The sequence below is a fragment of the Paraburkholderia sp. BL17N1 genome, assembly GCF_003634175.1.
Taxonomy (GTDB): domain Bacteria; phylum Pseudomonadota; class Gammaproteobacteria; order Burkholderiales; family Burkholderiaceae; genus Paraburkholderia.
Genome location: NZ_RBIW01000001.1, coordinates 1 through 19,174, shown reverse-complemented (window position 1 = coordinate 19,174; position 19,174 = coordinate 1). Strand labels below are relative to the sequence as shown.

General features: G+C 61.6%; 15 protein-coding genes. 10 read left to right on the top strand and 5 right to left on the bottom strand.

The features are described 5' to 3' along the window. The first annotated feature begins 363 nt into the window (after nt 1–363). The 3 genes from imuA to B0G82_RS00065 are packed head-to-tail and all read left to right on the top strand — an operon-like array spanning nt 364 to nt 6,474. On the top strand, nt 364–1,203 hold the full coding sequence (gene imuA, locus B0G82_RS00075; protein WP_121306306.1) for a translesion DNA synthesis-associated protein ImuA: 840 nt from the start codon (nt 364–366) through the stop codon (nt 1,201–1,203). Next, complete coding sequence (locus tag B0G82_RS00070) at nt 1,103–2,893, top strand: DNA polymerase Y family protein (RefSeq protein ID WP_121306305.1); 1,791 nt, start codon at nt 1,103–1,105, stop codon at nt 2,891–2,893. Before imuA ends, B0G82_RS00070 begins: the two co-directional genes overlap by 101 nt. A 5-nt stretch (nt 2,894–2,898) precedes the next feature. Further along, nucleotides 2,899–6,474, top strand: a complete 3,576-nt coding sequence (locus B0G82_RS00065) for an error-prone DNA polymerase (protein WP_121306304.1) — start codon at nt 2,899–2,901, stop codon at nt 6,472–6,474. A 120-nt stretch (nt 6,475–6,594) separates the two neighbouring features. Here B0G82_RS00065 and B0G82_RS00060 read toward each other — a convergent pair whose 3' ends face one another. Beyond that, on the bottom strand, nt 6,595–7,515 hold the full coding sequence (locus B0G82_RS00060; RefSeq protein WP_121306303.1) for an SDR family oxidoreductase: 921 nt from the start codon (nt 7,513–7,515) through the stop codon (nt 6,595–6,597). Between the two features lie 13 nt (nt 7,516–7,528). Beyond that, nucleotides 7,529–7,768, bottom strand: a complete 240-nt coding sequence (locus B0G82_RS00055; RefSeq protein ID WP_116142424.1) for a cation transporter — start codon at nt 7,766–7,768, stop codon at nt 7,529–7,531. A gap of 123 nt (nt 7,769–7,891) precedes the next feature. Here B0G82_RS00055 and cueR point away from each other — a divergent pair, with 123 nt between their 5' ends. The 4 genes from cueR to B0G82_RS00035 all read left to right on the top strand — a co-directional run bounded on the left by cueR (nt 7,892) and on the right by B0G82_RS00035 (nt 10,797). Then, nucleotides 7,892–8,314, top strand: a complete 423-nt coding sequence (gene cueR / locus B0G82_RS00050; RefSeq protein WP_116116426.1) for a Cu(I)-responsive transcriptional regulator — start codon at nt 7,892–7,894, stop codon at nt 8,312–8,314. A gap of 304 nt (nt 8,315–8,618) precedes the next feature. Beyond that, nucleotides 8,619–8,765, top strand: coding sequence for a DUF3563 family protein (locus tag B0G82_RS00045; RefSeq protein ID WP_012432419.1), 147 nt, complete (start codon nt 8,619–8,621; stop codon nt 8,763–8,765). Nucleotides 8,766–8,995: 230 nt separating this feature from the next. After that, on the top strand, nt 8,996–9,346 hold the full coding sequence (locus B0G82_RS00040; RefSeq protein WP_121306302.1) for a hypothetical protein: 351 nt from the start codon (nt 8,996–8,998) through the stop codon (nt 9,344–9,346). Nucleotides 9,347–9,753: 407 nt separating this feature from the next. Further along, nucleotides 9,754–10,797 carry an ABC transporter substrate-binding protein gene (locus B0G82_RS00035; RefSeq protein ID WP_121306301.1) on the top strand — a complete coding sequence of 348 codons (1,044 nt, stop codon included), beginning with the start codon at nt 9,754–9,756 and terminating at the stop codon, nt 10,795–10,797. Between the two features lie 172 nt (nt 10,798–10,969). On the opposite strand, the gene rlmJ is transcribed toward B0G82_RS00035, so the two are convergent. After that, nucleotides 10,970–11,815 carry a 23S rRNA (adenine(2030)-N(6))-methyltransferase RlmJ gene (rlmJ, locus tag B0G82_RS00030; RefSeq protein ID WP_116148591.1) on the bottom strand — a complete coding sequence of 282 codons (846 nt, stop codon included), beginning with the start codon at nt 11,813–11,815 and terminating at the stop codon, nt 10,970–10,972. A gap of 218 nt (nt 11,816–12,033) precedes the next feature. Next, the gene (locus B0G82_RS00025) at nt 12,034–13,005 is read right to left on the bottom strand and encodes an aldo/keto reductase (protein ID WP_116116430.1); all 972 of its coding nucleotides are present in this window, start codon (nt 13,003–13,005) and stop codon (nt 12,034–12,036) included. A 222-nt stretch (nt 13,006–13,227) separates the two neighbouring features. Between B0G82_RS00025 and B0G82_RS00020 the strand changes: the two genes are divergently transcribed. Continuing rightward, nucleotides 13,228–14,025: a 3-hydroxybutyrate dehydrogenase gene (locus B0G82_RS00020; RefSeq protein WP_106285035.1), complete on the top strand. Its 798-nt coding sequence runs from the start codon at nt 13,228–13,230 to the stop codon at nt 14,023–14,025. Nucleotides 14,026–14,035: 10 nt separating this feature from the next. Next, entirely contained in the window at nt 14,036–15,274 is a 1,239-nt protein-coding gene (locus B0G82_RS00015; RefSeq protein WP_116116433.1) for a patatin-like phospholipase family protein, read from the top strand. Nucleotides 15,275–15,511: 237 nt separating this feature from the next. Here B0G82_RS00015 and B0G82_RS00010 read toward each other — a convergent pair whose 3' ends face one another. Beyond that, nucleotides 15,512–16,711, bottom strand: coding sequence for an amino acid aminotransferase (locus tag B0G82_RS00010; protein WP_121306300.1), 1,200 nt, complete (start codon nt 16,709–16,711; stop codon nt 15,512–15,514). A gap of 454 nt (nt 16,712–17,165) precedes the next feature. Here B0G82_RS00010 and uvrB point away from each other — a divergent pair. After that, a partial coding sequence (gene uvrB / locus B0G82_RS00005) for an excinuclease ABC subunit UvrB (RefSeq protein ID WP_121306299.1) occupies nt 17,166–19,174 on the top strand: 2,009 nt, incomplete at its 3' end.

Below are 19,174 nucleotides of genomic sequence, written 5' to 3'. Positions count from 1 at the left end.
CCGCCGCCATACGCGGAAAAACCCGCCGCATAACCCCACCGCAGAACCCGCCTTCACTCCCGCCCCATCCGCCGCGCATCCGCGTAACCCGTCAGTTCCAGATACGCCCGTCCGGCATCCACATCTTCACGCCGCAGGATTCGTCGATTGCGAGGTAAGGCGTCGGCAAACCCGTCTTGACGGATGGAGGCTAGCCGACGATCGCAGTCGGTTGCCAGCGCCTCTCCCCGCGCCAACTTGCCACCATCCCTCCGTCTTAACATTCATCCCAAAATACTGTATAAATATACAGTGAAAACTCGTCACCTCATGCTTGCTCGATGCCGGGCAGGGCGGAGCATTCCCTAATTCAAGAGCGTGTCTATGGCAGCAGCGATTCAGCTTGCGACGACCGCCCTGACGTCTCAATTACGGCGTCAGGTATGGCAGGGCAATGAACTTGCCGAGGCAGATTCGCGTGTGATTTCCAGCGGCTATGCCGCGCTGGATCGGGTGTTGCCGGGACAAGGCTGGTCAGCAGGCGGTCTGACGGAGTTGTTGATCGAGCATGGTGGAGTGGGTGAAGTACGTCTGCTAGCCCATGCACTGTGTCATCTGACGAAACACGCCAAGCGGCATGTCATGCTCGTAGCGCCTCCCTATCAGCCGTGCGCCGCCGCATTGAGAGCTTGGGGTGTCGATGTCGAGCGGGTCTTATGGGTCCGCTCGAGTGAAGACCAGGCCTTGTGGGCCGCCGCTCAGGCCTTGAAGCAGGACAGCATCAGCGCGGTCCTGGTTTGGCTGCCGAATGCTCGTGCCGACAAAGTCAGGCGTCTGCAAGTGGCGGCTCAAGAATCGGCATCGCTGGCATTTTTGATTCGGCCTGTCGAGGCCGCCACGCAATCTTCCCCGGCGCCATTGCGAATGATCTGCGAGCCGCTGCTGCCGGCCAATGCGCAGACGATCAACCGTCGTCAATGGCTGCAGGAGATTGGTTTGTCGATCGACATCTTCAAGCGTCGCGGGCCGCCGCTAGCCGAGCCTCTTCGTCTCGTTTTACCTTTACAAAGCGTCTTGTTGCCGGAAAACGGAGTCGGTGGCCATCAAGGGCCAGAGATCAAACATGCTGTGGATCGCAGTCACATTGCCACTCTTGTCGCTGGAAGCGGTGAAGTCTCTCGCGCCGCTCCCGGATGGTTCGCTCGCGAAGCCGAATCGGCGTGAATCGAGCGACGAGACAAGCCAACTTCACGATGCCGACAACATCGTCGAAGAGCGTTGTTACGCGCTAGCCGACCACGCGCACATCCTGATGCCGGATCTCGACGCACTGCGTGCCGGCGTGCACGCGGGGCATTCGCGTTCGTACGCCTTGGCGTTGGCGCCGGGGCTTGAACTGCTTGCTGCCGATCTCGCCCGCGAAACTCAGGCATTCGAAGCCATAGCGCTTGCTTTGCTGACGTACACACCCAAAGTGTCGCTTGCCGACGCGCACACCCTGTTGCTGGAAGTCGGCTCCGGTTTGAGGTTGTTTGGCGGCTTGCGCGCGTTGTTGTCGCGGGTGTCTGCCACGGTGGCGGAATTCGGCTATACGGCACGCATCGCCTGTGCGCCGACTGCCTGGGGCGCGTGGCTATTGGCGCAGGCCCGCGCCGCTCGGCAGAAGAATCGTTGGCACGTGGTCAAGGAGACCTCACTCGCGCGTGTCCTCGATGGCTTATCCGTATCGCTGCTGCCGGTCACGCAAACGCATCGCGAGGCGTTTGCGCATGTCGGCTGCGCGACGCTGGCCGATTTGCGTCAATTGCCACGCTCCGGTGTCGTGCGACGTTTCGGCGGCGGCATTCTTGATTTGCTGGCACAGGCGTACGGCACGCGCCCGGATCCACGCGAATCGTTTCGTGCGCCGGCGTCGTTTCATGCGCAACTGGAGTTGCCCTCCCGGGTCGATAACGCGGATGCGTTGCTGTTCGCCGCGCGTCGACTGATCGTGCAGTTGGCCGGCTGGCTGAGCGCGCATCATGCGGCGCTCAGTGGCTATACGTTGCTGCTCGAGCATGAATTGGCGTCGCGTCATGCACCGAAGACATCAAGCCTGAAGGTCGCGTGGGCCATACCGTCACGCGATGCCGAGCATCTGATCTGGTTGCTGCGGGAAAAATTGAATCAGACCGTGCTGGCGGCACCGGTTATCGAGTTGAAGCTGGTAGCGGATCAAATCGGCGAATATGCCGGCCAGTCGGATACTTTGTTTCCCATGCCCGAATCCGATGGTGATTCGATTGCGCGTCTGCTCGAACGCCTGAGCGCGCGATTGGGACCGGAGAATGTGCTGCAGATGTCGGTGCAGGACGATCATCGTCCCGAGCGGGCAATGCGCGTCGAAGCCTACCAGGCGCAAGCGTTTTCGCGCAAGAAGCGTTCGCCAGCGAAAGCCCGCACAAAAATTAAAGCAGATAACGCCTGGCTGACCGATGCATTGCAGCACGCCGCATCGGCGGAGGAAGGGGGCGCAGACGGAGATGCGCTTGCGCGAGTGGCACAAGCGACACAAGCGACACAAGCAGTCCAACAGCCCAACGAAACCGCCAACGCAAAAAAACATCACCAATCCGGCGCGCAACCGGCCAGTACCCAAACTTCGCTTGATCTACCCGACAGTGCGCTGCCGTCGCAGCCTCGACCGCTCTGGATGCTCGACAAACCGCTGCGCCTAATGATGCGCGACCAGCGGCCGATCTATCGTCGGCCATTGAAAATGCTCACGCGCACCGAGCGGATCGAAGCGGGGTGGTGGGACGGCAACCGGGTGGAGCGCGATTACTATGTCGCGGCCGACGACCGGGGCCACATGTTCTGGGTATACCGCGAACGCCTTAGCGGCGAGTGGTATCTGCAGGGTTTGTTCGGCTGATTATCATGTCACTAACCCAGCCGTCGTTCCTCGCGCAACAGCCACTCGCCACTCAGTTGCCGGCGTATGCGGAATTGCATTGTCTGACTAACTTCTCGTTTCTGCGGGGCGCATCGCATCCCCATGAACTCGTCGAACAGGCGATGTCGCGCGGCTACAGCGCGCTCGCCATTACCGACGAATGCTCGTTGGCCGGCGTCGTGCGCGCTCACACGGCGTTGAAGGAAATCAAAGAGGAGCGGGACCGTCAGCAGAAAGAGCGCGAGGACAGGGCCAAAGCTGCGCAATCGGAAGCGCCTTCGGAAGACGCGACAAAAATCGAAGCGTCGCAGCAGGAACCCACGGAAGCTGCGGAAACTGAGGTATTAAAACCCCTCCCTCACCTGATCATCGGCAGCGAACTCAATCTGACCGACGAAACCGGCGAACCCTTCTGCACCCTGGTTGCGCTTGCAACCAACCGAAACGGTTACGGCAATCTTTCCGAACTGATCACGCTGGCTCGATCACGAGCGGACAAGGGCAGCTATCGCCTTAGCCCATCCGACTTCACCGATTCACTCCCCCATCTTGAGCATCTAAAAACCTTACCCGATTGCGTGCTGATGCTCGTGCCGCAGCGCGCGGCGACGCTCTCGCATACGCTGCGTTGCGCGCATTGGCTCGCCTCGTTCGCTGCACAACGGGCGTGGATCGCGCTCGAACTCTGGCAAACGGGCAGCGACGATCTTCAGATCGACGCCTTGCGCATGATTTCAAAAGCGAGCGGTTTGCCGCTGGTCGCGGCAGGCGGCGTTCTCATGCATGCCCGATCGCGCAAGCCGTTGCAGGACACGATGACCGCCATCGGCCTCGTCACGCCGCTATCGCAATGCGGCCATGCGCTCGAGGCGAACGCGGAGCGGCACATGCGTACGCGTGTGCGGCTTGGCAAACTGTATCCGCGCGACACGCTGGAAGAAACGCTGCGTATCGCCGCGCTATGCCGTTTCTCGCTCGACGAACTCAAGTACGAGTATCCCGAGGAACTGGTGCCCGCCGGCGAGTCGCCAGCGAGTTATCTGCGCAAGCTGGTCATGACCGGCGCGATGGAGCGCTGGCCCAAGGGCATGGACCTGAAGCGAATCGGTCAGATCGAAAAAGAGTTGGGGCTGATCGCCGATCTGAAATACGAAAAGTATTTTCTGACGGTGCACGATATCGTGAGTTTCGCGCGCTCCAGAAACATTCTCTGCCAGGGGCGAGGTTCAGCGGCGAATTCGATCGTTTGTTATTGCCTGCACGTCACGGAAATCGATCCGGTGCACATGAACATGCTGATCGAGCGTTTCATCTCGCGCGCACGCAACGAGCCACCTGATATCGACGTCGATTTCGAGCATCAGCGGCGCGAAGAGGTGATTCAATATATTTATACGAAGTACGGCCGTCATCGGGCGGCGCTGACCGCATCGCTGATTACGTATCACGCACGCAGTGCGCTGAAAGACGTCGGCAAGGCGCTGGGTCTCGAGGTGTCCTTGATCGAGCGGATCAGCAAGTCGCAACAATGGTGGGACGGCACGGATGCGGTTGCCAAATATCTGGCCGAAGCGGGCTTCGACGCCAACTCGCACATCACGCAGAATCTGATTCGCCTCACGAAGGAGTTGCGCACTTTTCCGCGTCATCTGTCGCAACACGTTGGCGGGTTTGTGATTGCGAAAGACAAGCTGTCGCGACTCGTGCCGATCGAGAACGCGACGATGAAAGACCGCAGCGTGATCGAGTGGGACAAGGACGATATCGACGCGCTCAAACTGCTGAAAGTCGACGTGCTGGCGCTCGGCATGTTGTCGGCGATCCGGCGCGCGTTGGAATTCGTCGCGTTGAGGCGCGGCTTTCCGAAGTTCAGGGTGCAGGATATTCCGCGCGAGGATCGAGCCGTCTACGAAATGTGCGGCCATGCCGATACGATCGGCGTATTCCAGATCGAATCGCGGGCGCAGCAAAGCATGTTGCCGCGTCTGAAGCCCAACAAGTACTACGATCTCGTAATCGAAGTGGCGATCGTGCGGCCCGGGCCGATTCAGGGCGGCATGGTGCATCCCTATCTGCGCCGCAAGCAGGGGCTCGAGGCGGTCGACTACGCGAAGGATGAATTGCGTCCCGTGCTCGAACGCACGCTCGGCGTGCCGATTTTCCAGGAACAGGTCATGCATCTGGCGATGGTTGCGGCGAAATATACCGGTGAGCAGGCCGATCAGTTACGGCGCGCGATGGCCGCATGGCGGCGCAGCGGCAACCTCGCGAAGTATCAGAAGGATTTGAACGAGCGGATGCTCAAGCGTGGTTATGAACAGGAGTTCATCGACCGCATCTGCAAACAGATCGAAGGCTTCGGCGAATATGGTTTTCCGGAGAGCCATGCGGCGAGCTTCGCGCTGCTCGTCTACCTCAGCGCGTGGTTGAAGCGCTATGAACCGGCTGCTTTTCTGGCGGGTTTGCTGAACAGTCAGCCGTTGGGGTTTTATTCGCCGTCGCAACTCGTTCAGGACGCGAAGCGTCACGGCGTCCAGGTATTGCCGCCCGACGTGACGCTGAGCGATTGGGAATCGACATTCGAGAGACGTGGTCATGAAGGACAGCGGATCTCAGCGGACGAAACCTGTTTGCATCGTCAGCAGGCCGTACTATCCGCGCAGCAATTGCGCGATCTTTCGCTGCGGCGTCTGACGGTGAGCAGGACGGTCCGGCGCGCGGCACAGCGATTGACTGCCCGCGTGTTTCAACCGTCGAACACCTATGGCGCGCGCGGCCCCGCTGTGCGCATCGGCATGCATCTGATCAAAGGCTTCTCGCAAGCGGCCGCTGAACGCATCATGGCCGCACGGAACGAGGCGCCATTTACCGATGTCGACGATCTGGGCCGCCGCGCGGCCCTGACGCGGCGTGATCTCGAAGCGCTGGCCGCGGCGAATGCGCTGGTCAGTATCGCGGGACATCGGCGCGAGGCATGGTGGGCCGTGACGGCGCAGCACACGGTGCCCAAACTGCTGCGCGATGCGCCGATCGCCGAAGCGCCGCTGACATTGCCGCAGGCAGCCGAAAGCCGCGAAATCGTCGACGACTACGCGAGTATTGGCCTCACGCTCAATCGACATCCGCTTGCGCTATTGCGTGCACGCCTTGCAAAGCATCGTTTTCGCACGGCCGCGGAACTCGCCGCATGTCAGCACGGCACGCTGGCGCGAGCGTGCGGCATTGTCACCGTGCGGCAGCGTCCGGGCACGGCAAACGGCACGGTGTTCGTTTCCATCGAAGACGAGACCGGTTCGATCAACGTGATCGTCTGGCCGTCGCTGGTGGAAAAGCAGCGCAAGGTTTTGCTGGGCGCATCGTTGCTGGCGGTCTACGGTGTTTTGCAGCGCGACGACGGCGTAGCGACCGGCGGGGACAATGCCGGCAACCGAGTGAGCGCGAATCAGGCTAAGGCGAAACGGAAAAACAAGGGCGAGGTGATCCATCTCGTCGCTCATCGCCTCGAGGACCACAGCGAATGGCTGGGTGAATTGGCCACGGCGAGCCGCGATTTTCATTGAGGGCGGTTCGCGGTGGCCACGCGCGCCGGCTCGACGTACGGCCGTCGTGCCGGCGCGCATCGACCGAATAACAACATGGGCGACTTGCCGCGTTCAGTTCTCGCTGCCAGACAAAACGTTCTACGCTTGTGCGGCGCCGCGCCACGGAAACGCCGCTAACACTTGCCGAATCGCCGTATCGAACGGCGTGCGCCGGCCTATGCCAAGCGCTTCGAGGCGGGTCGATGCCAGGTGGCAGTTATGCGGCCGAGGCGTCGAATCGGTCGGCACAGGTTGCGGCGTCAGATGCGCGTCGAGTTGCAGCGCTTCGGCGAGGCGCAAGGCGATCTCATACTTGTTCATCGGTTCGTCGCCGGACCATTGCACGATGCCGCGGATCGCATCGCCTTGCATGTGCCGTTCGAGCATCTGCCGGATCACGAACGCAACGTCCGGCGTGAAGGTGGGGTAGCGGATCGCCCACGCATCCATGACAGCGGGTTTGCTCCCGGTCGCGGCCGACCCGGCGATCGCCGGCACGAGACTCGTCACCGCCGACTCCGCCCAACTGACGATGGGGCCGTACAGCAGCGGCAAACGCAGCACGCAGCCGAGGTCGGTCGATTCCGTCAGCGCTCGCTCGCCCTCAAGCTTGCTGTGCCCATAGGCGTTGAGCGGCGCGGGCACGGAATCGTGCTGGTAGGGCGGGTGCGTGCCGTCGAACACGTAATCGGTCGAGATCGATAGCGTCCATGCGCCGCGCCGGTTTGCCGACGTGGCAAGGGTGCGCACCGCATCCACATTCAGCGCGCGGGCCAGCGCGGGGTCATGCTCGCACACGTCCGGTCGACGCTCTGCCGCGGCAATCACGAGCGCGTCCGGCGCTTCGCGCTCGACGAACTGCTCGACCGCCCGCGTGTCGCGGATATCCAGCGCGACCTTGCCCGGCGCCGGCCGGCTGAACGCTGTGGCGACGACTTGCCAACCGGTCTGCTGCGCCAGTTCGTCGACGAGCGCGCGGCCGAGCAGCCCGGATGCACCAATGACGGCAATTTTGAACATGACGTGAACTCGCTTAACGGGCCGCGCCGGGCGAACTGCTGGTCGTGCCGTTCGCGACGCCCGTCACGGTGTAGCCGGCTTCGTCGATGGCAGCCTTCAGCGTCTCGGCCGGTTGCGCCGATTCCACGGCGACGCGCCCGGACGCCAGATCCACGTGGACTTGCGCGGTGTCGTCAAGTTCGCGGATTGCATTCGTGACCGCCGTCACACAATGCTGGCAACTCATGCCTTCAACCTGAAATTCGATCGTCATTGGGATTGCCTCGAAAAAATGGATAGTGCGACCGTTGAATTATGCCTGCCGATACGCAATTCCGTGGATGACCTTCCCACCATGGGAAGGTGTACGATCGACGCACACACTGGAGAAACGGCCATGAATATCGGTGAAGCGGCCCGCGCGTCGGGCCTCACGGCGAAAATGATCCGCTACTACGAGAGCGTCGGTTTGCTGGCGGCGAAATCGCGTACCAGCGCCAACTACCGCGTATACGGTCCGCAAGAGGTTCACTCGCTGCGCTTCATCCGCCAGGCGCGCCGGCTTGGCTTTCTGATCGAAGACATTCGACGGCTGCTGGCACTGTGGCACGATCGCTCGCGGGCCAGCGCCGAGGTGAAAGCCATTGCACTGGAGCACGTCGCGGAACTTGATCGCCGCATCGCCGAACTGACCGACATGCGCGACACGTTAGCGCACCTCGCCGACCATTGTCACGGCGACGAGCGTCCTGATTGCCCGATCATCGAACGTCTTGCCGACACCGATCTGGTTTCGGGGCAGGGTTGTCATCCTGTTTGAGATTGTGTTTTGCGGAAGGTGCAACCTTTTGCTGTGATTTATCGCAATCGCGACCGTATTTGCACCGTAATCGTGCATAAAAATATGGGGCGGCATGAGCTAGAGCGACAAATTGAAGTCAACCCGAGTTAAATCAATCACTTGACCGCACCACGCGCGTGCGCCATTCCAAAACGGAATGCACGTCATGCGGGCATTTCACTAGTCAGGTTGCACTATAGGGCTATAATCCGGGTTAACCCTTTTACGGGAAATCCCTGATGCCCAATCCACCGGGGATTCAATCTGATCCTTGGAGAACATCATGTTTGCATACGTACTGGAAAAGCTGAGCACCTGGTTTGAAACCGCTGAACGCACCCGTCGTGAAGCCTACCTCGCATCGTCGTCGGATATCGTCCAGCTCGAACAACGCATCCGTTCGCTCGAAACCAACGGCTACTCGCTGTAAGTTTCATCGGCATCGCGTTTGATCCGGCAGCGCTCATTGCGCAGCCACGGCAGTAAAAGCGTCAAGCCCCGTCTATACGGGGCTTTGTCACATCTGGACTACGAGAATTGCAGTCGGGCGGCGTTTGAATGCTACGCGTGGCGAATATCGACTAGCCTCGCGGCGACCGTCGCGGTAAGGTAAAGCGTTTTCCGCGAAATCCGGCTTTCCCAAACTCAACCGGTCCGCCCATGCCATCTGTCCGCCCGCTCAAATCCATTCTGGCCGTGACCATTGCAGCCTCGCTGACCTCGATCTTCGCCGGGTCGGCTGCTTATGCTGCGTCGACCAGCGCGCGTAAGCCGGTGATTCTCGACTCGCAGAACGGCATCAACGACGGACAGAGCGGAACCGTTTTGCAGACCGCGCCGCTTTCGCATCAGCCGATCGTCGAAGCGCCGCCCATTGCGACGCCGGCCGAACTGGCACCGAATTCGTCGATCCCGATCGTCGTTGCGCCTTATATCCAGTTGCCAGCAGGCGGAGGTACGCCGCCGCCACGACCGCAGCCGCAGCCCCGCCCGGTGCCTCGGCCGCAATAGGCGCTCGCTTTCAGTTTCAGACCCAGCCGGCGTACGCGGCGGACCGCTACCGCCGCCATCGTCCAGTGCGTGGACCTTGGCAAGAACTGGAGACGCGAGCGCTTCCGGCAGTGCTTTTCCATTTCAGTCAATGCCTGGCCGCGCATGGACAGATCGTCGACGCACGTGCGCGCATCTGATTGACCCAATTTCCCCTTTTCGATCAACGATCACAATGCGCTCCTGGGCGCGAGCGCAGACACGACTCATACGCCGACGCATCGCGTGCGCCATTGGGGTTTGGGCGCATGGCGCACGCGCAGCCGTCCGACGACAATCATCGCGCGCGGTCTCTCGCCAGCGACTCGGGCGAGACATCGAGCCCAGCCCGACCGCATCGAACGAAAAACAGAACAAGGAGACATCGAATGCCGACTAATCAATGGATGCGGCAGGCCGCCTGCGCCTGCGTCACGCTGCTAGCACTGGCCGCGCTGCCTGGCGCCGCGCTTGCCAAAGACACTCCGGAAAAACCCGCGCTGACCATGGCAGTCGGCGGTCTGCCTGGCCTCTACTATCTGCCGGTGCTCGCCGCGCAACAGTTGGGCTATTTCAAGGACGAAGGCCTCGACGTCACGCTAGAGGATTTCGCGGGCGGATCGAAAGCATTGGAAGCAGTCGTAGGCGGCAGCGCCGACGTGGGCGCCGGCGCATTCGAGCACACGCTGTTCATGCAGGAGAAAGGGCAGCATTACCGGGCGTTTGCGTTGATGGGGCGCGCGCCGCAAATCGTCGTTGCCGTGCTGAAATCGAAGGCCGATCAGTTCAAGACGCTCGCGGACTTCAAAGGCGCGAAAGTCGGCGTGAGCGCGCCGGGTTCGTCGACGGATCTCGTGCTCACCGTGGCTTTGCGCAAAGCCGGCGTGCAGCGCAACGAAATTTCGGCGATCGGCGTGGGGAGCGGCGCCTCCGTGCTCGCGGCGGTAAGCGGCGGTCAGATCGACGCGCTCTCCAACGTCGATCCGATGATGACCAAGCTGGCGCGCAGCGGCGCAATCAAGGTGCTGGTCGATACGCGCACCGTGAAGGGCACGCAGGAGGTATTCGGCGGGACGATGCCGGCGGCGACGCTGTATGCCTCGGACAATTTCATTCAGAAGTATCCGAAGACGACGCAGGCGCTCGCCAACGCAATCGTGCGCGCGGATCACTGGCTGCAGTCCGCGAGCGATGCCGATCTGCTGAAGATGGTGCCGCCGGCCTATCTGCTCAACGACTCGGCGCTTTATGTCGAGGCCTTTCACAACGTGCGCGACGCTTATTCGCCTGACGGCTTGATGCCCGCGGACGGCCCGGCGACCTCGCTGCGCGCATTGTCCTCGTTCGATAACCGGCTCGATCCGAAAAAGATCGACCTGAACGCGACATATACCAACGACTTCGCCCGCAAGGCCGCGGCCCAGCTGAAGTAATCGGCGGCTCGGGCTGACTGAGCAACCGGACCGGCCGCGCGCGTCGGGCGCGCGTGGCGGGCGAAAACAACGCTAGCCCGGCTCCGCCAACTGCGTGCGGCTCAGTGGCCGCAAAAGCATGAAGGCTGCAAAAAGCTCGCGGCCAACAAAATCTCGTAGCCCAACACAAAACTCAGTCGCCGCGATACTCCACCTTAAACTGCGCAGCCTTATCTTCGCCAAGCGCCTGGACGAGCCAGGGCATCTGGTCCTTCAGCGTTTTTGCCAACGTATACGGCGGGTTCAGAATGAACATGCCGCTGCCGAAGAGCCCGAAACCATCCTCTGGCGGATTGCTGACAGTCAGGCTCACGTGCAGCCAGTTCTTATCCTGCAGTTTCTTCAACTGCTCGGGGAAGCGCTGCGACTCCGGGCGCCTCACCTGTGGATACCACACGGCATACGTGCCGGTCGGAAAACGCTTCAGGCTTTCTTCGACGCAGCGCAGCGTGCGAATGTAGTCACGCTTGTCCTCATACGACGGATCGAGCAGCACCAACGCGCGACGCGGAGCCGGCGGCAGCAAGGCAAGAATGCCGTCGAAGCCGTCGCCCGCATACAGCATGGCGCGACGGCCCGCGTCGCGGAAATTGTGGCGCAACACGTCAATTTCGGTGGTGTGCAGTTCGAACAGGCGCATGCGGTCCTGTTCGCGCATCTGCCGCCACGCGATATACGGAGAGCCGGGATAGAAGCGCAACTGGCCGTCCGGATTGAGCGCGCCCACTTCGTCGACATAGTCCGCGAAGATCGGCGGCAGGTCGTCGCGTCCCCACAGTTTGCCGATGCCGGTCCGGAACTCGCCGGTCTTGGTCGAGTAACCTTCCTTCAGCGAATAGACGCCGGCGCCTGCATGCGTGTCGATATACCAGTAGGACTTGTCCTTCTGGCCGAGGTAGCGCAGGAGCTGCAACACGACGGCGTGTTTCAGAACGTCGGCGTGATTGCCTGCATGAAAGGCGTGGCGGTAGCTGAGCATGATGAGGAGACGCTGAAAGAGGGCATGCCGCTCCAGGGCGGATTCGGCGATGCGGATGCAATGCGGCTGCACAATGGGCATGCGGCGCCGGTGTGCAGCGCGGTCGCGTATTGTACGCGACGCCGCGTTGCGCACCGTGCATGACAGCGGATTGCACGCGTGACGCGACCATGGCCGCGAGGCTGCCACGGCCATGTTACGCGCTCACGCGAGTCCGGTCAGTCGTGCGCGTCGCCGATAATTTCCTCGATTCGCGTTTTGATCTCCGGCGTGATGCGCTCGGCCACCTCGGCGGACTTCATGTTCTCGCCGATCTGTTCGACCCGCGATGCCCCCGTGATCACCGTGCTGACATTCGGGTTCTTCAGAATCCAGCCGATCGCAAGCTGGCCGATCGTGCAGCCCAACTCGTCCGCCACTTTGCCGAGCTTGCCGACTACGTTGTTCTTGCCCGCGTCGGTGACCTGCGTGCGCAGCCAGTCGTAGCCCTGCAATTGCGCGCGGCTGTCGGCCGGCACGCCGTCACGGTATTTGCCGGTCAGCAAGCCGGATGCAAGCGGGCTCCAGGTGGTCAGGCCGAGGCCGATATCCTCGTAAAGCCGCTTGTATTCCTGCTCGACGCGGTTGCGATGAAACAGGTTGTACTGCGGTTGCTCCATGACCGGCTTATGCAGATGATGCCGCTCCGCAATGTCGTAAGCGGCGCGGATTTCATCGGCGCTCCATTCGGACGTGCCCCAGTACAGCGCCTTGCCGCGGGTGATCATGTCGCTCATGGCCCAGACGGTTTCCTCCACCGGCGTGTTCGGGTCCGGACGATGACAGAACACGAGATCGACATAGTCGAGTTGCAGCCGTTTGAGCGACGCGTCGATTGCGTTCAGCAGATACTTGCGGTTCAGCGTGTGGTACTGGTTCGGCGCTTCCGCGAGTCCCCAGAAGAATTTCGTCGACACCACGTAGCTCACGCGCGGCCACGCCAGTTCCTTGAGCGCCTGGCCCATGATTTCTTCGGATTTGCCGCCGGCGTACACCTCGGCGTTGTCAAAGAAGTTGACTCCCGCGTCGCGCGCGGCCGCGAGCGATTCGCGCGCCGCGTGGGTGTCCACCTGATTGCCGTAGGTGACCCACGAGCCGATGGACAGCTCGCTGACCTGCAGGCCGGAACGGCCCAGACGTCGATAATTCATGCATGCCTCCTTGTTGGTGATGCCACCGGAATCCCGCCGAAAACGTCCAGTTTAAAGAGATACGTTTCGACGTGCTTTTAACCGGTGGAGTTCACACGGTTCATGCACAATAGCAGCGTCGGCCGCAGTGCAGCATTCAGCCGAACGGCCTATGCCGTTTGGCTGACTTCACGCCGCCCGCGGCCCGTGGTCTCATTGTCATCAACTGCATGGAGGTTCTGGATGTCGTCAACGAACACGAATCTGAGTGGCAAAGTCGCCGTGGTTACCGGCGCCGCAAGCGGCATCGGCAAGCAGATTGCGCTGACTCTTTCCGCAGCAGGCGCGGCTGTCGCGATCGCCGACCTGAATCAGGACGGCGCGAACGCCGTCGCTGAGGAAATCAAAAAGGGCGGCGGCAAGGCAATCGGCGTGGCGATGGACGTCACGAACGAAGACGCCGTCAATCAGGGCATCGACAAAGTGGCCGCGGAGCTTGGCTCGGTCGATATTCTTATTTCCAACGCCGGCATTCAGATTGTCAATCCGATTGAAAATTACTCGTTTTCGGATTGGAAGAAGATGCAGGCGATCCACGTGGACGGCGCGTTCCTGACCACCAAGGCGGCGCTCAAGCACATGTACAAGGACGATCGCGGCGGCATCGTGATCTACATGGGCTCGGTCCATTCGCACGAAGCGTCGCCGCTCAAATCGGCATATGTCACGGCCAAGCATGCACTGCTGGGCCTCTCGCGCGTGCTTGCCAAAGAAGGCGCCAAGCACAACGTGCGCTCGCATGTCGTGTGTCCGGGTTTCGTGCGCACGCCGCTCGTCGACAAGCAGATTCCCGAACAGGCCAAAGAACTGGGCATTAGCGAGGAAGACGTGATCAAGCGCGTCATGCTGGGCGGCACGGTCGACGGTGTCTTCACCACGGTGGAAGACGTCGCGCAAACGGTGCTGTTCCTGTCCACGTTCCCGACGGCGGCGCTGACCGGCCAGTCCTTTATTGTGAGCCACGGCTGGTACATGCAATAAGGAGGTGCCTATGGCGCAACGCAATCTCAAGCGGGCGCGCGTCGGCGCGCCCGGCGACGGGGAAGGCGAGGGCGCCGGTCCGGCGCCCTCCGCGCATCCCGGCCGGCACCTCCATTTGCCCAAATACGAAACCGTCGCCTTGATGCTGCAAGGGGGCGGCGCATTGGGCGCCTATCAGGCGGGTGTTTTTCAGGGACTTTACGAAGCGGGAATCGAGCCGAACTGGCTGGCGGGCATTTCGATCGGCGCGTTGAATACGGCGATTATCGCCGGCAATCCGCCCGAAAAGCGGGTTGAACGGCTGCTGCAATTCTGGGAAACGATTTGCCAGCCCGCCTTCGGGCCACCGTTGCCTGCGTTTATCGAGCACGCGCTCTTCAATTCCAGCGACGCCATACGCAAGGCCTTTACGGCAACGCAGGCCGTGGGCGCCATCGTCGAAGGGCAGAAAGGCTTTTTCGTGCCGCGCTTTCCGCCGCCGTTGCCCACGGTGTCCGGGCCGCCGCAATTGGCCAGCTATTACGACACCACGCCGTTGAAGGCCACGCTCGAGGCGTTCTGCGATTTCGACCGGATCAATTCGAAAGAAATGCGCGTCTCGGTGGGGGCGGTCAATTGCGGCACGGGAAATTTCGCGTACTTCGATAACACCCATACGACGCTCAGGCCCGAGCATTTCATGGCGTCAGGCGCGTTGCCCCCCGGCTTCGCGGCGGTCGAGATCGACGGTCAGTACTACTGGGACGGCGGCTTGATGTCGAACACACCGCTCTATGAGGTGATCCAGTCCACGCCGCGTCGCGACACGCTCGCCTTTCAGGTCGATCTCTGGAGCGCGATCGGACCGGTGCCGGACAACATCACCGACGTGCAAGGGCGCATGAAAGACATTCAGTATTCGAGCCGCACGCGTCTCGTGACCGATATGCTGCAGCGGTCGCAGCGTTTCCGGCACGTGTTGCGCGAAGTGCTGGATCGCGTGCCGTCCGATCAGCGTGACGATCCGTGGTGCAAATTGGCCGAGGATCTTTCGTGTTCGAAGCGCTACAACGTGGTCCATCTGATCTACCGGCACAAGGAATACGAAGGGCACTACAAGGACTTTCAGTTCGGCCTGTCGACGATGCGCGAACATTGGCAAAGCGGTTTGGAAGACATCCGCCATTCGCTCGCGCAACCCGATTGGCTCGACATGCCAGATAACGACGCGGGCTTTGTCACGCACGATATCCATCGGGATGCGCGCTGAAAGAGCGACGAGCCAGAGCGCCGCGTGACCGAAGCGCGGCGCGGCAATTGTGGCAGTCCTTGCGGTATCGAAAGCGGCTTTGTTCGAGCAACAAGCAACAAGCAACAAGCAACAGGCAACAGGCACGTTGCAAACTGCAATCGCGCCACAAATAGAAACGGCGCCCTGAAAAGGGCGCCGTTTCCACAACCATTCGCAGCAGAGCGCGTGCAACGAATGCCCGCGCCCGCCAGCACCTTACTTCAACACGTGAGCGACCGCGTTGGCCACCACGTCGAGATTGCGCGTATTCAGCGCAGCCACGCAGATGCGACCCGTGCTCACCGCGTAGATGCCGAACTCTTCGCGCAGACGGTCCACTTGCGGCGCCGTCAGACCCGAGTACGAGAACATGCCGCGTTGCGCGTTCACGAAGCTGAAATCGCGATCCACACCGCTAGCCTTCAGGCGTTCGACCAGCCCGTTACGCATGGCGCGAATACGGTCACGCATTTCGGCCAGTTCGGTTTCCCACGTGGCGCGCAGTTCCGGCGAGGCCAGCACGGCCGCGACCACCGAGCCGCCATGCGTTGGCGGGTTCGAGTAGTTCGTGCGGATCACGCGCTTGAGTTGCGACAACACGCGAGCCGCTTCATCCTTGCTTGCCGTGATGACCGACAGCGCGCCGACGCGCTCGCCGTACAGCGAGAACGACTTCGAGAACGACGACGACACGAACACGTTCAGTTCCGACGCTGCGAAGAGACGCACGGCTGCAGCGTCCGATTCGATGTTGTCGCCGAAACCTTGGTAAGCGATGTCGAGGAACGGCACCAGGTTGCGCGCCTTGACCACTTCGACAATCTGCTTCCATTGCTCGACGCTCAGGTCCACGCCGGTCGGGTTGTGGCAGCACGCGTGCAGCACGACGACGGTGCCCGCTGCGTAGCTGTTCAGCGCGCTCAACATGGCGTCGAAATTCACGCCGTGGGTTTGCGCGTCGTAGTACGGATACGACACGACTTCGAAGCCTGCGCTTTCGAACAGCGCACGGTGGTTTTCCCAGCTCGGATCGCTGATCGCGACCTTCGCGTTCGGGTTCAGGCGCTTCAGGAAATCCGCGCCGATCTTCAGCGCGCCCGTGCCGCCCAACGCCTGCGCCGTCACGACGCGGCCGGCTGCGATCAGCGGCGAGTCGTTGCCGAGCAGCAGTTTCTGCACGGCGGCATCGTAAGCGGCAATGCCTTCGATCGGCAGATACCCGCGCGGCAGCGCAGCTTCGACGCGAGCCTTTTCGGCGTCGCGCACGGCGCGCAGCAGCGGAATCTTGCCTTCTTCGTTGAAATACACGCCGACGCCAAGGTTGACCTTGGTGGTGCGCGCATCGGCGTTGAAGGCTTCGTTCAGGCCCAGAATCGGGTCGCGGGGAGCAAGTTCGACGGCGGAGAACAGAGACATGATGGGTGGCAGCAGTAGTGAGAAGAGGGCGGCTCCGATCGCGGACGGCCGGCCCAGCGGCGTCCGGCGCAAAACGTGGACGCGCTGCGGGCGGCGGCGACCGAGCGCAACTTCGCATTGTAACGAATTCGCGGCCGTTTTTCGGACGGCAACGCCGCTCGTAGGGAATTTTTTGCTTGAAAAACAGGCACTCCGGCGCCACTTGGCAACAACGGGGCTCCCCGCCAAGCCGCCTGGAGAAAGCCGGAAAGCGGCCCGCAGCCGGCGAAATCAAGGCTCGTGGCGGCAGTTCCGTCGTCGTGAGCCAATGTCGTGCAACTGCGCCCAAAGGGCCACACCATTGCGTCCGCATCTGCCCGCGCAACTCCCCAAAACCCTACGCAGACCCGCTCGATCTTCGATTCACGCAACCCGTTAGAATAGTTCTTTGCCCCCAAGGCCCGGTACCGCCCCCATGTCCGAACAACATCTGACTGAAGCCGACGAAACGCTGGACGAATCCAAATTTGTCCGATTCGAAGGCTCGCCGTTCCAGCTCTACCAGCCGTATCCGCCCGCCGGCGACCAGCCCACGGCGATCGACACGCTCGTCGAAGGCGTCGAAGATGGCCTCTCGTTCCAGACGCTGCTCGGTGTGACCGGTTCCGGCAAGACTTTCACGATGGCCAATACGATCGCGCGGCTCGGCCGCCCGGCCATCGTGTTCGCGCCGAACAAGACGCTCGCCGCGCAGCTTTATTCGGAGTTCCGCGAGTTCTTTCCGCGCAATGCGGTCGAGTACTTCGTCTCGTACTACGACTATTACCAGCCGGAAGCGTACGTGCCGCAGCGCGATCTGTTCATCGAAAAGGACTCGTCGATCAATGAGCACATCGAGCAGATGCGGCTGTCGGCCACCAAGAGTCTGATGGAGCGGCGCGACGTGGTGATCGTCGGCACGGTGTCGGCGATTTACGGTATCGGCAACCCGTCTGAATATCACAAGATGATTCTGACGCTGCGCACCGGCGACAAGCTCGGCCAGCGCGACATCATCGCGCGGCTGATCGCCATGCAGTACAACCGCAACGAGGCCGACTTCCAGCGTGGCTCGTTCCGCGTGCGCGGCGACACGATCGATATCTTCCCGGCCGAGCATGCCGAGATGGCGGTGCGCATCGAGTTGTTCGACGATGAAATCGAAACCCTGCAACTATTCGATCCGCTCACGGGCCGCGTGCGTCAGAAGATTCCGCGCTTCACGGTGTATCCGTCGTCGCACTATGTGACGCCACGCGATACCGTGGTGCGCGCGGTCGAAACGATCAAGGCCGAACTGCGCGAGCGGCTCGAATTCTTCTATAGCGGCGGAAAACTGGTTGAAGCGCAGCGGCTCGAGCAGCGCACGCGCTTCGACCTGGAAATGCTGCAGGAGCTCGGGTTCTGCAAGGGCATCGAGAACTACTCGCGGCACTTCTCCGGCGCGGCGCCGGGCGAACCGCCGCCTACGCTGGTCGACTATCTGCCGTCGGACGCGCTCATGCTGCTCGACGAATCGCACGTGCTGATCGGCCAACTGAACGGCATGTACAACGGCGACCGCGCGCGCAAGGAAAATCTGGTCGACTACGGTTTCCGCCTGCCGTCGGCGCTCGACAACCGCCCGCTCAAGTTCAACGAGTTCGAACGCAAGATGCGTCAGGTGGTGTTCGTGTCGGCCACGCCGGCGGACTACGAGCAGAAGACAGCAGGTCAGGTGGCCGAGCAACTGGTGCGTCCGACCGGCCTCGTCGATCCGGAAATCGAGGTGCGCCCGGCGCGCAGCCAGGTCGACGACGTGCTCGGCGAGATCAACGAGCGCGTCAAGGTGGGTGACCGCGTGCTGGTCACGGTGCTGACCAAGCGCATGGCCGAACAGTTGACCGAGTTTCTGGCCGACCACGGCGTCAAGGTGCGTTATCTGCACAGCGATATCGACACCGTGGAGCGGGTGGAAATCATCCGCGATCTGCGTCTGGGCACCTTCGACGTGCTCGTCGGGATCAACCTGTTGCGCGAAGGGCTGGATATTCCGGAAGTGTCGCTGGTCGCGATTCTCGACGCGGACAAGGAAGGCTTTCTGCGCGCCGAGCGCTCGCTGATCCAGACCATCGGCCGGGCGGCGCGGAACGTGAACGGCAAGGCGATTCTCTACGGAGACAAGATCACGGACTCGATGCGCCGCGCCATCGACGAAACCGAACGGCGGCGCAACAAGCAGATTGCCTTCAACCTGGAGAACGGCATTACGCCGCGCGGCGTGGTCAAGCGCATTCGCGACATTATCGACGGGGTGTACAACGTCGACGACGCCCGCGCCGAACTGAAGGAACAGCAGGCGCGCGCGAAATTCGAGGACATGTCCGAGAAGCAGCTTGCCAAGGAACTCAAGCGTCTCGAAAAGCAGATGATGGAGCACGCCAAGAACCTCGAATTCGAGAAGGC